General features: G+C 40.1%; 17 protein-coding genes and 2 tRNA genes. 14 read left to right on the top strand and 5 right to left on the bottom strand.

The genetic code is table 11. The annotated features are described in order from the left end of the window. Positions 1-344: 344 nt before the first annotated feature. Together O3650_RS05340 and O3650_RS05335 are read left to right on the top strand one after the other, a co-directional pair. Positions 345-1,634, top strand: a complete 1,290-nt coding sequence (locus O3650_RS05340) for a DUF308 domain-containing protein (protein WP_268704919.1) — start codon at positions 345-347, stop codon at positions 1,632-1,634. Between the two features lie 9 nt (positions 1,635-1,643). Next, positions 1,644-2,732: an AI-2E family transporter gene (locus tag O3650_RS05335; protein WP_004256071.1), complete on the top strand. Its 1,089-nt coding sequence runs from the start codon at positions 1,644-1,646 to the stop codon at positions 2,730-2,732. Between the two features lie 137 nt (positions 2,733-2,869). Here the strand turns inward: O3650_RS05335 and O3650_RS05330 are convergent. The 4 genes from O3650_RS05330 to O3650_RS05315 form a co-directional block, all read right to left on the bottom strand. Continuing rightward, a tRNA-Lys gene (locus O3650_RS05330) sits at positions 2,870-2,942 on the bottom strand. A gap of 62 nt (positions 2,943-3,004) precedes the next feature. After that, complete coding sequence (locus O3650_RS05325; RefSeq protein WP_000672738.1) at positions 3,005-3,520, bottom strand: DUF308 domain-containing protein; 516 nt, start codon at positions 3,518-3,520, stop codon at positions 3,005-3,007. Positions 3,521-3,847: 327 nt separating this feature from the next. Beyond that, positions 3,848-3,920, bottom strand: a tRNA-Lys gene (locus tag O3650_RS05320). Positions 3,921-4,183: 263 nt separating this feature from the next. Next, the gene (locus O3650_RS05315; protein ID WP_371491755.1) at positions 4,184-5,455 is read right to left on the bottom strand and encodes a replication-associated recombination protein A; all 1,272 of its coding nucleotides are present in this window, start codon (positions 5,453-5,455) and stop codon (positions 4,184-4,186) included. A gap of 307 nt (positions 5,456-5,762) precedes the next feature. Between O3650_RS05315 and O3650_RS05310 the strand changes: the two genes are divergently transcribed. From O3650_RS05310 to pepF, 10 genes are all read left to right on the top strand, one after another. After that, positions 5,763-5,987, top strand: a complete 225-nt coding sequence (locus tag O3650_RS05310) for a hypothetical protein (protein ID WP_238393780.1) — start codon at positions 5,763-5,765, stop codon at positions 5,985-5,987. After that, a complete protein-coding gene (locus O3650_RS05305; protein WP_203175535.1) occupies positions 5,977-6,225 on the top strand; it encodes a hypothetical protein in 249 nt (82 codons plus the stop codon). The genes O3650_RS05310 and O3650_RS05305 overlap by 11 nt, the downstream gene beginning before the upstream one ends. A 137-nt stretch (positions 6,226-6,362) precedes the next feature. Further along, positions 6,363-6,542, top strand: coding sequence for a type II toxin-antitoxin system HicA family toxin (locus O3650_RS05300; protein WP_001132279.1), 180 nt, complete (start codon positions 6,363-6,365; stop codon positions 6,540-6,542). Positions 6,543-6,578: 36 nt separating this feature from the next. Continuing rightward, entirely contained in the window at positions 6,579-7,031 is a 453-nt protein-coding gene (locus O3650_RS05295; RefSeq protein ID WP_203175527.1) for a type II toxin-antitoxin system HicB family antitoxin, read from the top strand. 290 nt (positions 7,032-7,321) lie between these two features. Continuing rightward, a complete protein-coding gene (locus O3650_RS05290; protein ID WP_203175526.1) occupies positions 7,322-7,792 on the top strand; it encodes a DUF3013 family protein in 471 nt (156 codons plus the stop codon). A gap of 18 nt (positions 7,793-7,810) precedes the next feature. Next, complete coding sequence (locus O3650_RS05285; protein ID WP_371491751.1) at positions 7,811-8,878, top strand: M50 family metallopeptidase; 1,068 nt, start codon at positions 7,811-7,813, stop codon at positions 8,876-8,878. Between the two features lies 1 nt (position 8,879). Next, the gene (locus O3650_RS05280) at positions 8,880-9,308 is read left to right on the top strand and encodes an NUDIX hydrolase (RefSeq protein WP_203175524.1); all 429 of its coding nucleotides are present in this window, start codon (positions 8,880-8,882) and stop codon (positions 9,306-9,308) included. A 137-nt stretch (positions 9,309-9,445) separates the two neighbouring features. Beyond that, a complete protein-coding gene (gene prmA, locus O3650_RS05275; RefSeq protein WP_261083355.1) occupies positions 9,446-10,396 on the top strand; it encodes a 50S ribosomal protein L11 methyltransferase in 951 nt (316 codons plus the stop codon). A gap of 1 nt (position 10,397) precedes the next feature. Continuing rightward, positions 10,398-11,141, top strand: coding sequence for a 16S rRNA (uracil(1498)-N(3))-methyltransferase (locus tag O3650_RS05270; protein ID WP_261083332.1), 744 nt, complete (start codon positions 10,398-10,400; stop codon positions 11,139-11,141). 10 nt (positions 11,142-11,151) lie between these two features. Then, positions 11,152-12,948: an oligoendopeptidase F gene (gene pepF, locus O3650_RS05265; RefSeq protein ID WP_261083329.1), complete on the top strand. Its 1,797-nt coding sequence runs from the start codon at positions 11,152-11,154 to the stop codon at positions 12,946-12,948. A 167-nt stretch (positions 12,949-13,115) separates the two neighbouring features. On the opposite strand, the gene O3650_RS05260 is transcribed toward pepF, so the two are convergent. Beyond that, the gene (locus O3650_RS05260) at positions 13,116-13,505 is read right to left on the bottom strand and encodes a nuclear transport factor 2 family protein (RefSeq protein ID WP_261053123.1); all 390 of its coding nucleotides are present in this window, start codon (positions 13,503-13,505) and stop codon (positions 13,116-13,118) included. A 149-nt stretch (positions 13,506-13,654) separates the two neighbouring features. Between O3650_RS05260 and O3650_RS05255 the strand changes: the two genes are divergently transcribed. Together O3650_RS05255 and O3650_RS05250 are read left to right on the top strand one after the other, a co-directional pair. Next, a complete protein-coding gene (locus O3650_RS05255) occupies positions 13,655-13,987 on the top strand; it encodes a helix-turn-helix domain-containing protein (protein WP_000182730.1) in 333 nt (110 codons plus the stop codon). Positions 13,988-13,998: 11 nt separating this feature from the next. Further along, on the top strand, positions 13,999-14,790 hold the full coding sequence (locus O3650_RS05250; protein WP_261083327.1) for a DUF2785 domain-containing protein: 792 nt from the start codon (positions 13,999-14,001) through the stop codon (positions 14,788-14,790). Positions 14,791-14,870 lie beyond the last annotated feature (80 nt).

Raw genomic sequence — 14,870 nt, 5'->3', positions numbered from 1 at the left:
AATATAAAAACAAGTAAAAAGTTGAACTATAGGGAATATTGTGTCATAATAGGTAATAGATGAATAATTAATAGATTGGAAATAATGCTTTCTTACCTTAACAAGTTGAATTGGTTATACATTTTTTCGTCGCAATTGTGTCTATCTCTCGAGTTTAGCTAGTTTTTATAAGCTCTGGTTTCTAATCAATATAACAAATTTTAGAAGTGCATAAGACAAGATGGTGACATTACTACAGTCATTTCTAGTCACCATATGTTGCTGGCACAGGCTGTTTGTAGTGTTGGCTATTTACTAGTCAGTTTAATCGGAGTGTTTAATTTTTATTGTTGAAAGGTTTTTATATGGCGAAAATTCTATCTTTAGGTCTGACAGGTAAGAAATTACTTGCTCAGGGGTTCTTGTTTGTTCTGCTAGGTCTCATCTTGATGGTCACGGGGACTTGGTTGCCAGTAACAGTTATTCGCCTGGTTCTGTTTTTAGCTTGGATAGCAACGGTCTTAGATTTAGTATTACGTATTTTCAAAAAAAGTCAGTCAACGGACACCTTGGGAGTTGCACTGGTTAAATTGTTAGTGCTGGGATATTTGCTTGGCTCCAATCTTGCGACGGATGTGCCGATTTATATTTTGGCTCTTGTGATTGGAGTTTATCAGATTTTTCATGCTAGTATTAACCTTGTCACCTATGTTCTCTACCGCAAAAACAAAATTCGACCTCGTTTTCGTCTCTTACTAGATGGACTCGTACTAGTTTTTCTTGGTGGGACTAGTCTTTTGTCCTCTACAGGAAATTCTGTCTTTCAACTCTTTGTATTAGGGGCTTATTTTTTCCTTTATGGTGTGTCCAATATCCGTGATGGTTTCTTGTTTGAGGAGGAAATTGGGAAAAACCATCTCAAACGTCGCATTAGAATTAGCTTACCTATTGTCCTAGCCGCTCTCATCCCTGCAAGAACTTTAGCAAAAATCAACAAATTCATGCAGGAAAATGCTGATGAGAGAGAGGATATCCATCTTGGAATGGTGAAGTCTGGTAAGACAGCGGAGCTTGAAATTTTTGTTCATACAGCTGAGACCTCTCTGTTTTCGGCAATTGGTCATGTGGATATCTGCTATCAAGGCCGTGTTATTTCTTATGGCAACTATGATCCGTCTTCTGAGACCTTATTTGGCATGGTAGGAGATGGTGTCTTATATTTCTGTGATCGTGACAAGTACATTGACCTATGTAAACGTGAGAGTCAAAAAACGCTTTTTGGTTATGGGATAGATTTGACGCCTGAAATGGAAAAAGCAGTTCAGAAAAAGTTGGCTGAATTGAAACAACTGACGATTCCATGGGAGCCAAGTGCAGATAAAATCATGACAGGTGATGGTAAGGAAGACTACACCTACGCTTATAAAATCAGACATGAGACAGATGGGGAACTTTATAAATTTATCAAATCTAAGTTTAAATCCTACTTTGTCTTATCTACAAACTGTGTGCTCTTGGCTGATACCATAGTCGGTCAGGCTGGCACCGATATCCTCTCACCCAAAGGATTTATCGCTCCAGGAACTTACCAAGCCTACCTTAATCGAGAGTTTGAAAAACCAAATAGTATAGTCGTATCTAAACATGTTTATTAAGGAGAATTTATGAACTTAGTAAAAAAATACACCCCGTTAATACTTTTTATAGGGCTGGTTGCTCTTGTAATTCTGAATGCATCGAGCTTTATATCAGGAGCAATCTCTCTCTTTGATGTAATATCAACCTTGATTTATGGTGCTGTTATTGCTTTTGTGCTTAATGTTCCTATGAAAAAAATTGAACAGTACTTAGTTAAATTGAAGGTAAAGGCAGAGTTGCGTCGTCCGATTGCCATGGTACTTGTTTTCCTAGCTCTTATCTTAATCGTGATTGCTCTTTTGGTTTTGGTGCTGCCAACCCTAGCCCAGACTATTAGTCAGCTGGGAACAGTCCTTTCAACAGTCCTTACTCAACTTGGGAAATTGCTAGGCAGCTCGGAATTTGTAACCAAAGACATGTTGTCAACTATCGTATCAGGCATACAGGGACAATCTAGTTCTATTAGCCAAGCTTTGATAGGTTTTTTATCAGGTCTGACTAGTAATATCGGCAATATTTTTTCAAGTTTGATGAATGCCTTTTTGATTATAGTCTTCACCTTTTTATTTTTATCCAGTAAGGAACATTTGGCAGCGATGACGAGTCGACTTCTAAAAGTTTTTCTTCCAGAGAAGGTGGTGATAAAGTTGACTTACATTGGACAAGTAGCACTAGAGACTTATGACCAATTTTTGATGAGTCAGCTGATTGAAGCAGTTATCATAGGAGTTATGATAGCGGTTGGTTACAGCGTGTTTGGGATACCCTATGGAGTAATGACAGGTATCTTTGCAGGAGTGCTATCGTTCATTCCTTATGTAGGGCCTATGATTGCTTGTGTTGTGGGAGCGATTTTTATCTTCACAGTGAGTCCTACTCAAGCCTTACTTTCTCTTCTTCTATATCAAGTTATACAGCTGATTGAAGGAAACCTTATTTATCCTAGAGTTGTAGGTCAGTCTATTGGTTTGCCAGCTATTTTCACGCTTGCGGCTGCTAGTATTGGAGGCAATCTCTTTGGCTTACTTGGGATGATATTCTTTACACCGATATTTGCTGTTATCTATCGATTGGTTAAGGAATTTGTCGTTGCAAAGGAAAATCAGCTAGATTAAGAAAAACTAAATTTAATAAGATATACTGAGAAGAGAGTGAGAGATTCTCTTCTCTTTTATTTTTAAATACTTTTCTACAAAAAGCTATTGGACGTCAAAAAAGTCTTGGTTTCAAGGCTTATTCCTGTTGATTTAGATGCCCCCTGCAGGGCTCGAACCTGCGCCCCATAGATTAAGAGTCTACTGCTCTACCAACTGAGCTAAGGAGGCAACAGAAAAAGCTGAGAATGTAACTTCCCAGCTATTTTAATATGCCCAAAATGGCAACTAGATTATTTACGAAAGGCCTCAATAATGTAGGTGAAGCCAGTAACTAAAAATGAAAAGGCAATGACATAAACGACAAAGACACCTGTAGCCACTGGATTGAACAAAATCACTAGACCTAGTAAAAATACAAGCAAGGCTACCCACATGATATGGTTGCCAATAATAGGGAAAATCAATCCCAGACGATTGCCTTTAAAGAAAACTATAATGGCTTCTACAATTAACCAAATTCCTAAAATAGTTGGAATGACGACCGGCAGGGTCACAAAGCCATAAGCAACGAGGTAAAGAGCTAAGAGAAGACTAACAAACCCTTGGAAAAGATAAACAGGTGAGCGAAGCTCTTTTGGTGCAGAGAAATAGCCTAAAAGAGCTGCTATAGAAGAAACCAGTAAATCAAATGCAATCCACCAGCTGTAAGCAACAAGATTAGCTACTGGGTGTGTAAATAGGAAAAGTCCTAAAAGGACAAAAACAACTCCTGCAAGGAATAGCAGTAAACGATTAGAAAATTTCATTTCAATACCCCCTATATAGTATAGTATAGTTTGATAATAAAAATATTATACACCTTTTTATAGAAAATATCAATAAAATAAATAAACAATTTGGAAGTTTCAGTTTTTATCATTTTGAAAATAAAAAGAGAAGATAAAATTTGTCTTCTCTACATGAAAATATTGTATGGCATCAAAGCAAAAGTAACTGGCTTTACACTATTTGTTAAGATGTAATTTGGTTCAAAAAGAAAAGATAGATTTAAAAGTGGGGCAAATGATGGAGCAAATCAGTTATAGACAAGCAAAAAAAGCCTTGAAATTAAGGCTTTTTCCTGTTGATTTAGATGCCCCCTACAGGGATCGAACCTGTGACCCACGGATTAAGAGTCCGCTGCTCTGCCAGCTGAGCTAAGGAGGCAAAGAAAAAGCTGTATTGGTGCCGAAACTTCACGGTTTGTATTGAACCCGCGCAATTAAGCAGGTGGGCAACTCGCTCTAACTGAAGCTGTTTCCGTGTGAGACGGCCTACATGCTGTTAGAAGACTTTTGTTTCCCTAATAATACAAAAAATAGTCGGTCAACACTTAAGTGTGAAGTCGTACACCACAGCGTTTCTATGTTTATATGATACCACTTTTTCAAAAAAAATCAAGAGGAAAGTGCAATTTTTTGAAAAGGATTTCAGATTTTTCGTAAACGGTCGATAGCTTCCTTTCTTTGAGCCAAAGCCCGTTCATATTTACCAGTATCTTCTGCTTGGAAATAGTGATGATTACGGATTTTTTCTGGCAGATAGTCTTGTTTAATCCAATTTCCAGGATAGTTGTGTGGATAGAGATAGTCTTGGGCATTCCCCAGTTCCTTGCTTCCACTGTAGTGCCCATCACGCAGGTGTCGTGGAATAGGCAAGTGCCCTGATGTTTTGAGATCTGCAAGCGCCTTGTCCATAGCTACATAGGCAGAGTTGGATTTTGGAGAAAGGGCCAAATCAATCACGACATTGGCAATGAGAATGCGGGCTTCTGGGAACCCAATCTTCTGGGCAGCATCCAGAGCAGTCACGGTATGAATCTGGGCTTCAGGGTTGGCCAAACCGATATCTTCATAGGCGATAACGGTCAAGCGACGAGCGAGACTTGGCAGATCCCCAGCCTCAATCAAGCGGGCAGCATAGTGAAGACTGGCATCAACATCTGAGCCACGGATAGACTTTTGCAGGGCAGATAGAACATCATAGTGACCGTCTCCATCCTTGTCCATAGTGATGTAGCTTCTCTGAAGACTATTTTCCATGATGTCTAGAGTGATATGGCGAATGCCCTTATCATTCTCAGGGGTAGAAAGAACAGCCAAATCCAGTGAGTTAAAGGCAGAGCGCAGGTCTCCGTTTGTAGAGGTTGCGATGAAGTCCAGCGCATCCTCATCTAGTTCTACTGGAAAATCAAAACCACGCTCAGGGTTACTTAGAGCTATCTGTAGAGCCTCTTTGACTTCTTGGTTAGACAGAGGTTCCAACTCAAAAATTTGAACGCGACTGCGAATGGCAGGAGTGACAGAGAAGAAAGGATTTTCAGTTGTAGCGCCAATCATGATGACCAGTCCACTTTCCAAGAGAGGCAAGAGGAAGTCTTGCTTGGTTTTATCTAGTCTATGAATCTCGTCTAGTAATAGGACGAGGCCACCTGAAAATTTAGCCTCTTCCGCAATTTCTTGGAGTCTTTTTTTACTATCTACTGTCGCATTGAAAGTTCGAAAGGCATACTTGGTCGTCCCTGCGATGGCAGAGGCAATACTGGTCTTGCCGATTCCCGGAGGTCCATAGAGAATCATGGAGGACAGGCGGTTGGCTTCCACCATGCGGCGGATGATTTTTCCTTGTCCGACCAGATGCTCCTGACCGATGACCTGGTCGATGGTTTTAGGGCGCATGCGAAGCGCGAGATTGTCTGGCATAGCAGTCCTTTCTAACGTGGATTTTAGTTTCATATTTTTTGAGCAGTATAACTCACCAAATGTATCTTACTATGTCCATTCTAGCCTATTAGTTGTGATATTTCAATGGTTTTGTAACATTCCGGGAGCGAGATAGAAGCTTTTTGACTATTTAATTTGATGAGGAGAGGTATCAGCATGAGAGAATGGATTTCCCTTAAAGCTTAAAATATGATAGTTGAGTCTAAAGAAGTGGAATTGCTGACTTGAGAAATAATATTGCTAAATGTTATTGCATGAACTATAATGAAAAGAGAGGTGATAAGGAATGGAAATGATGGAATTACCAAGTCAGGAAGTTTTGATTTTTACAAAGCAAATTCGTCATTGGATTCTTAGTGATCAAGTTATTTCAGGAAAAAGAAAATTTCTCTTCAGGGAAGATACTCCAAAAGAGATTTTGGATTTGTACGAAAACATTAAACCTAAACTTGATTTTGCTTACCGAGAGGTTCATTCTAATAATTATGAATTAGAAAAATATGAAAAATAGAATAATTGATGTTTTTAAAGTAGTAAATCGTCTCCTTGTAATAACTGTTGAAAATCCTGATTTCAAAGACTTGAGAGTTAATCAATTTGTAAAAATTGGAGATAAAAAATATAGGGTACGCAGTGTTCCTATGATTCATTCAACTCCGCCTCAGTTTGTCTTAAATCGAGATACTTTTACAATTGACTATACAGATGATGAATTACTAGATAAAGAAGCAGTATTCACTACTCATTAGAAAAATAGGTGTGAATAAACTAGAAGCTCTTTTAACCACATCTAGGGGTTTTTATGATATAAGAGAATAATAAGTATCACTCCTTTACAATACGTATAGCACGTGTTATAATGGTGTTGTCAGGAGGTAAAAGCGCTATGCCTATGACACAAAAAGAGATGGTCAAACTCCTTACGGCTCATGGTTGGATAAAAACCAAAGGTGGTAAAGGCTCCCATATTAAAATGGAGAAGCAAGGGGAAAGACCTATCACAATTCCTCATGGTGAGCTAAATAAGTACACTGAAAGAGGGATAAGAAAGCAAGCTGGGTTGTAAAATTCAGCCCCTGCTTTTTGATATGGAGGTAGTGAAATGTTAGTGACATATCCAGCTTTATTTTATTATGATGATACAGATGAGGTAAAAGCGACTTATTTTGTCCATTTTCCAGATTTTGAATTTTCAGCAACACAAGGCGAGGGAATTTCTGAGGCTTTGGCTATGGGGTCGGAGTGGCTAGGGTTAACTGTTGCAGATTTGATAGAGAGTGATGGAGACTTACCTCAGCCATCAGATATCAATAGATTGTCTTTAATTGAAAATGATCCTTTTAAAGATGATGAAGATTTTGTGTCAACCTATGATCTTGATAAATCTTTTATTTCTATGGTGTCTGTTGATGTATCAGAATATCTAGGAAGTCAGGAACCAATTAAAAAGACCTTGACCATACCAAGGTGGGCAGATAAGTTGGGACGAGAAATGGGACTTAACTTTTCTCAGACTTTGACAGAAGCTATTGCAGATAAGAAGATTCAAGTCTAAGATTAAGTATGGCATCGTGGGAATAGTCAATAAAAAAGCACGTCTAATTGTGTTAGTTACTTGTCTATTGATTACATAGTTTACCTAGCCCTTTCGAGGGCTTTTTATGTGAATTTTTCAGGAAAAATAAAGAAATCAGACTTTTAAGAAAATCACTAATACCAAGGGTTTAAATGAGGTAATATGGTATAATAGGACATGAAATAATTCTGTGGTAAGATGGTAGTATCTATTTTAGCATATTTCCGAGCAATCGGGGCGATTAAAGAGTCGCATAGAAAGAGGACAAAATGGCAACATATGGATTTTTAGATGTTTTAGAGGAAGAGTTGGAGAAGAACTTTCCCTTCGACTTTGAGATTAGTTGGGACAAGCGCAACCATGCGGTAGAAGTGAGTTTTCTATTGGAAGCACAAAATGCTGCAGGTGTGGAGATGGTGGACGAGGAAGGAGAGGTTTCATCAGACGATATCCTCTTTGAAGAAGCAGTGCTTTTTTACAATCCTGCTAAGTCAATCGTCAATGCAGAAGACTATTTGACCGTTATTCCTTACCTGCCTAAAAAAGGATTTTCTCGTGAATTTTTAGCATATTTTGCTCTTTTCCTTAAAGATACTGCCGAGGTTGGACTAGATGCCCTTATGGACTTTTTGGAAGACCCAGAAGCAGAAGAATTCGTCATGGAATGGAACCAAGAAGTCTTTGAAGAAGGAAAAGTAGGCTTGGAAGAGGGAGAGTTTTATCCTTATCCGAGATACTAGGAGTTGGATGGAGATTTTATGAAGAAAATTGGGATTTATTTGGTTTATGTGCTAGCTGTTGTCTTTATTATGCTGGCTTGTGCTTGTGGAACAATCGCATTTGCAGAGTTGGGATATTCCGCAGTTTTAGTCTTTACTTTTGGTTATGCCTTCGCTCTTCTAAGTATATATTTAATCTTTATTCTTCATGAGCTGGGACATGCTTTTTGTGGCTACTTGACAGGCTATCGGCTGGTGGCTTTTGGATTAGGACATTTTATTTTGACCAAAAAGTCAGGAAGGTTTCATCTTAGTAGAACAGCCATTCTGAAAAATGTTGGTGCTCAGTATATTGGTTTAAAAGAGGATGAAAGCGATCAAAGAATCATCCTGATGCTTTCAGGAGGCTTGATGGTTCATCTCAGCTTGATATTATTGGCGATAGTATTTGGAATTTTGACAAGAAGCTGGTATTTTGCAGGGACTTGGATTTTTCTTAATTTATCTTTCTTCCTAAATAACATTTTGCCAGTCGGCATCACCGATGGCGCAAAAATTTGGGAATTGCTACAACACCCTGAAAATACGAAATACGCCTACCTGATGTTGAGGCATTCTGCCCAGACATTGCTAGCTCCTCAAGAATATGATTTAAAAGACTTTGTCATGTCTGTTGATGAAGATGTGAGAGGGAGTTTTGCAGAAAGTGTTCAGACTCTTCAGGGGTTGGTATTCATATTGGATGATAATATAAAACTTGCAAAGCAACAGTTTCAGTCTGTGTTAGAGAAAACAGATAATCCAATGTCTAAAACTAGTTCTCAATTATACCTTCTTCAAATTGCTCTGATGGAAGGAGATAATAAGAAAGCGGAAGAATATGCAAGTATTCGAGGGGTCAAATCCTTTTTATCTCTAAAAACAGCAGATATGCAGGTCATTCAAGCTTGGTATCAATTTAAGGTAAAGAAAGATGTAGTTCAAACTCACAAGGCTATGAAGATTGCTAGACAGAAAATGAATAGCAGCCGGATGTTACGGGATGAGAAAAGCTATTATCAAAACTGGTTAGCCGAACTGGAAAAGGAATTAACTGAAGGAGTCTAATATGGAAATAGAGATTTCTGATTTCACAGGCTGTAAGATTGCTTTGTTTTGTGGGGATAAGCTTCTGACTATCTTACGCGATGATAAGGCAAGCATTCCCTGGCCCAATATGTGGGAACTTCCAGGCGGTGGACGAGAGGGCGATGAAAGTCCTTTTGAGTGCGTGGAGCGTGAAGTTTTTGAGGAACTGGGAATTCATTTGACTGAGGATTGTCTGCTTTGGAGTAAGGTTTATCCAAGTATGCTTTTTGCGGATAAACAATCTGTATTTCTAGTCGGTCAGTTGACACAGGCCCAGTTTGACAAGATTGTATTTGGAGATGAAGGACAGGGCTATCAGTTGATGAATGTCGAGGAATTTCTTAGTTCCAGTCAAGTTGTCCCTCAGTTGCAGGACAGATTGAGGGATTATTTAAAAGTAAGTGATTAGAAAGGATGGTTCAGTTACATTTCTAAACTGAACCCGCCCTAAACATTGTGTCAAAAAGATAAACTTCACGTAGACACAAGCGTCTTCAGAGAAGTTCCTATTTTGGCTTTGTGTTTTACGGGCTTGGTATCTTAATGATGGAAACATGGCAAGAGTTAAAAGTTACAGTCAAGCGTGAGGGAGAGGAGTTAGTTTCTAATCTCTTGATTGAGCTGGGAGCGCAAGGCGTTGCGATTGAAGACAGCATGGACTATGTGGGAAATGTTGACCGCTTCGGCGAGATTTTCCCAGAGGTCGAGCAGCAAGAAGAAATCGTAGTGACAGCCTACTACCCTGATACGGTTGATGTAGCAACGGTTGAGTCAGATTTGCAGGCTCGTCTCGCGGAACTAACTGATTTTATGGATTTGGGAGAGGTCAAAATGGGGACGACTGCCTTGGCTGAGGAAGACTGGGCAGACAACTGGAAGAAATACTATGAGCCAGCTCGTATCACTCATGATTTGACTATCGTTCCCTCTTGGACAGACTATGAGCCGACTGCTGGGGAAAAGATTATCAAGCTAGATCCTGGTATGGCCTTTGGAACAGGAACCCACCCAACTACCAAGATGAGCCTTTTTGCCTTGGAACAGGTTCTTCGTGGTGGCGAAATGGTGCTGGATGTGGGGACTGGATCAGGCGTCCTCTCCATTGCTAGCTCGCTGCTTGGTGCCAAGAAAATCTTTGCCTACGACCTGGATGATGTAGCAGTTAGAGTTGCTCAGGAAAATATTGAGCTAAACCCTGGTATGGAAAACATCCATGTAGCAGCAGGTGATTTGCTTAAGGGAGTTGAGATTGAGGCAGATGTGATTGTAGCTAATATCTTGGCGGATATCCTCGTTCATCTGACGGATGATGCTTATCGCTTGGTCAAGGATGAGGGCTACCTCATCATGAGTGGAATTATTAAGGATAAGTGGGACATGGTACGCCAGTCGGCTGAGTCAGCTGGATTTTTCCTTGAAACCCACATGGTTCAAGGGGAATGGAATGCCTGTGTCTTTAAGAAAACCAAGGATATTTCCGGTGTGATTGGAGGCTAGCATGCAACAGTATTTTGTCAAAGGCAGTGCTATCTCTCCTGTCACCATCGAGGACAAGGAAACCAGCAAGCATATGTTTCAGGTTATGCGCTTGAAAGAAGATGATGAGGTGACCTTAGTCTTTGATGATGGTATCAAGCATTTGGCGCGTGTGCTGGATGTGGAAGCTCGTCAGTTTGAATTGGTAGAAGAACTAGCTGACAATGTGGAACTGCCCGTTCAAGTGACCATTGCATCTGGATTTCCTAAGGGGGACAAGCTGGAGTTTATCGCTCAAAAAGTGACGGAACTAGGTGCCAGCCAGATTTGGGCCTTTCCTGCCGACTGGTCGGTCGCCAAGTGGGATGGCAAGAAATTGGGTAAAAAGGTCGAAAAACTAGAAAAAATTGCCCTTGGAGCAGCAGAGCAAAGTAAGCGTAATGTTGTTCCCAGTATCCAGCTTTTTGAGAAAAAAGCAGACTTTCTAGCTCAACTTGACCAGTTTGACCGCGTCGTAGTGGCTTATGAAGAGTCGGCCAAAGAAGGAGAAGCCGCTGCGCTTTTACAAGCAGTCGCTGGTCTTGAAAAAGGAGCCAAACTGCTCTTTATCTTTGGTCCAGAAGGTGGTCTGTCACCTGCAGAAATTGAGAGTTTCGAAGCTAAGGGAGCAGTCTTAGCAGGACTTGGTCCTCGTATTTTACGAGCAGAAACAGCACCACTTTACGCTTTATCAGCCCTTAGTGTTTTATTAGAATTAGAGAAATAAGAGGAAGAAAATGGAACAAATACACCGTTCAGAATTTCCAGAGAAGGAACTTTGGGATTTAACCGCCCTATACCAAGATCGTGAAGATTTCTTGCGTGCAATCGAGAAGGCTCGCGAAGACATCAATCAATTTAGCCGTGATTACAAGGGTAATCTTCATACTTTTGAGGATTTTGAAAAAGCCTTTGCGGAATTGGAACAAATCTACATTCAGATGAGCCATATTGGCAACTATGCCTTTATGCCGCAGACGACAGACTATAGCAATGACGAATTTGCCAATATTGCTCAAGCTGGGATGGAATTTGAAACAGATGCCAGTGTAGCCTTGACCTTCTTTGACGATGCTTTGGTGGAAGCTGATGAGGAAGTCTTGGACCGTTTGGGTAAATTGCCTCACTTGACGGCAGCCATTCGTCAGGCAAAAATCAAAAAAGCCCACTATCTAGGGGCTGATGTGGAAAAAGCCTTGACCAATCTTGGTGAAGTTTTCTACAGTCCACAGGATATTTACACTAAGATGCGAGCTGGGGATTTCGAAATGGCTGACTTTGAAGCTCATGGTAAGACCTACAAAAACAGCTTTGTTACCTATGAAAATTTCTACCAAAACCATGAGGATGCTGAGGTTCGTGAGAAATCCTTCCGTTCCTTCTCAGAAGGTCTTCGTAAGCACCAAAATACGGCTGCAGCAGCCTATCTAGCCCAAGTCAAGTCTGAAAAACTACTAGCAGATATGAGGGGTTACGTCTCTGTTTTTGACTATCTTCTAGCTGAACAGGAAGTAGACCGCGCCATGTTTGACCGCCAGATTGACCTCATCATGAAGGATTTTGCACCCGTTGCTCAGAGATATCTCAAACACGTTGCCAAGGTGAATGGTCTTGAAAAGATGACCTTTGCAGACTGGAAATTGGACTTGGACAGCGCCCTTAATCCTGAAGTGACTATTGACGACGCCTATGATTTGGTCATGAAGTCGGTAGAACCTTTGGGACAAGAATATTGTCAGGAAGTTGCTCGCTATCAAGAAGAGCGCTGGGTGGACTTTGCTGCTAATAGTGGCAAGGATTCCGGAGGTTATGCGGCGGATCCATATCGCGTGCACCCTTATGTCCTCATGAGCTGGACAGGTCGTTTGAGCGATGTCTATACCTTGATTCATGAAATCGGGCATTCTGGTCAATTCATCTTTTCTGACAACCACCAAAGTTACTTCAACGCCCACATGTCGACCTACTATGTTGAAGCACCGTCAACCTTCAATGAATTGCTTCTCAGTGACTACTTGGAGCACCAATCTGACGACCCACGTCAAAAACGTTTCGCTCTTGCCCATCGCTTGACAGACACCTACTTCCATAACTTTATTACCCACCTCTTGGAAGCAGCCTTCCAGCGCAAGGTTTATACACTGATTGAAGAAGGGGAGACCTTTGGAGCAAGCAAACTCAACAGTATTATGAAGGAAGTCTTGACGGATTTCTGGGGAGATGCTATTGAGATTGATGATGATGCAGCTTTGACTTGGATGCGCCAAGCTCACTACTACATGGGCTTGTATAGTTACACTTACTCAGCAGGACTAGTCATCTCGACAGCTGGTTACCTCCATCTTAAAAACTCTGAGAATGGAGCTGAAGACTGGCTCAATCTCCTCAAATCAGGTGGTAGCAAGACACCGCTTGAGTCAGCTATGATTATCGGAGCAGATATCTCTACAGATAAACCACTCCGTGATACCATCCAATTCTTGTCTGACACAGTTGACCAGATTATCGCTTACAGTGCCCAGTTGGGAGAGTAAATTAAAAGAGTCTGGGACAAAAGTTTAACCTTAAATATAAAAAGCGAACAAAACGAGTTATCTGACACTCAGAATTCTGTCTTGTTCGCTTTTTTCTAATCTATCGATTTTAAAAATTTATAATAAAGAATTCCTAAAATCAAAATTTTTTGTCCTGGCCTCTTAAATTATCCCCAAAAGCTATCTTCTTCTGCTTGATCTGAAGAGAAGAGCCAAACTTCTTTGATTTTTCCGTCTTCAATACGGAAGAGGTCAATCCCGTTCATATTGAGTTCAGTACCATCAGCCCGTGTTCCAAGAAAAGTAACATTGGCTGCGATTAAATCCTTATTGTCAGAAACCCAATTTGTTACCACCTTAAAGGTTCCATTAGTTTTCTCAGCAAATGTAGCCAGGTGAGCTCCTAGCTTGTCCTTACCAACAACTGTACCAGATATACTATGATTACCAGGTTGATGCCAGACAATATCGTCTGCCATCGTTTCAAAGACACCAGGAAAGTCACCAGCAATTAAAGCTTGGTTATAAGCGTTGAAAATTTCTAAGTTTGTTGACATATCTATTCTCCATTTCTTTTTTATGATATAATTGTAACAGTTACAAACAAAAAAACAAGTAGAGACTTTTTCGATACCTGGTATCAAAAGTAGTACTTTTATTGATATTAAAAGATAAATTTTTTTAAAAAATAGAAAGAGGATATTTTATGACAAATAAAGTGAGTGAGTATGGTATTTGTCCATTTGCGACAACGCAGAGGGTTTTAACGGGGAAATGGGCACTGGTAATCATTTATCAGTTGAGTACAGGTACCAAACGATTTAAAGAATTACAGAGATTATTGCCTGGGATTACTCAAACTATTTTGACCCGTCATCTCCGTCAATTAGAAAAGGATAAGATTGTTCAACGAAAGGTCTATGCCGAAGTTCCACCACGAGTTGAGTACAGCTTAACCGAAATGGGGCAGGAATTCAGAGTTGTTTTAGATGCTGTCGAGAAATGGGGTCTAGATTATATCAAGTTGCTAGAAATGTAGAGGTATTGCCCATGTATCAAGAGTTACTTAGAAAAATGGCAGAAGAAAAACCAAGTTATAACCAGGAAGAAATCCAGTGGTTACTTGATCATTTGGGAGATTCTTCTCCAGAAATTCGCGATGACCTTGTTTTTACAAGCTTTGCTAGAGGGATTCAGGAAAAGCTATTTACACAGGAGCAATTTCATTTCATTGCTGAGGAAATTTTATCTGATGGAGGGTTAGATAAAGAGATTGATAAGGTAGGCCTGTCAACTCTTGAACGTTCTTTTAGGGCGCTTATTTATGCAAATCTCTTGTCTGCGGATGCCAACCAGCAATCAATTTTTTATCAGGGATTAAAAGCAGAAATTCGTAATGTCCTTTTAAATCAAGGCTTGCACTATCTTTCAAAAGAAAAGGATACAAGGGGTTTTTCAAGTCAGTACGGTTGGGTTCATGCTTTTGCACATGGAGCCGATTTACTGACAGAGGTGGTTTGTCATCCAGACTTTCCTAAAAACAGAATTCATGAAGTATTTGACATACTTGGTCAACTGTTTAAAAGAATTGCGATTCGTTTTACAGATGATGAGGATTGGCGTTTAGCAAGAGTGATCTATGAACCTATTTTACAAGGGAAGTTGGAGCAAGAGCAAGTAGCTTCTTGGATAAAAGCTGTTGACTTTCCGATAGAAGAAAGGGAAGATTTTTATAAATTTTCCAACTTCAGATCCTGTCTGTTGGAAGTCTATGTCCAACTTGACCAGAGAAATAGTTTACAAGATGACTTGAAAGAAGCTATCCAGTCTTTTCAATACTAGGGATAAGCTAATAGTTCTATGATTTCCAATCAATTTTCTTGAAACCCTTTCCTTCTTTTGATAGACTAGTATCTAGTTTT

Origin of the sequence: Streptococcus sp. 20925_1_24 (assembly GCF_041432335.1) — a bacterium.
GTDB lineage: Bacteria > Bacillota > Bacilli > Lactobacillales > Streptococcaceae > Streptococcus > Streptococcus mitis_BM.
This window is presented reverse-complemented; position numbering and strand designations above follow the sequence as displayed.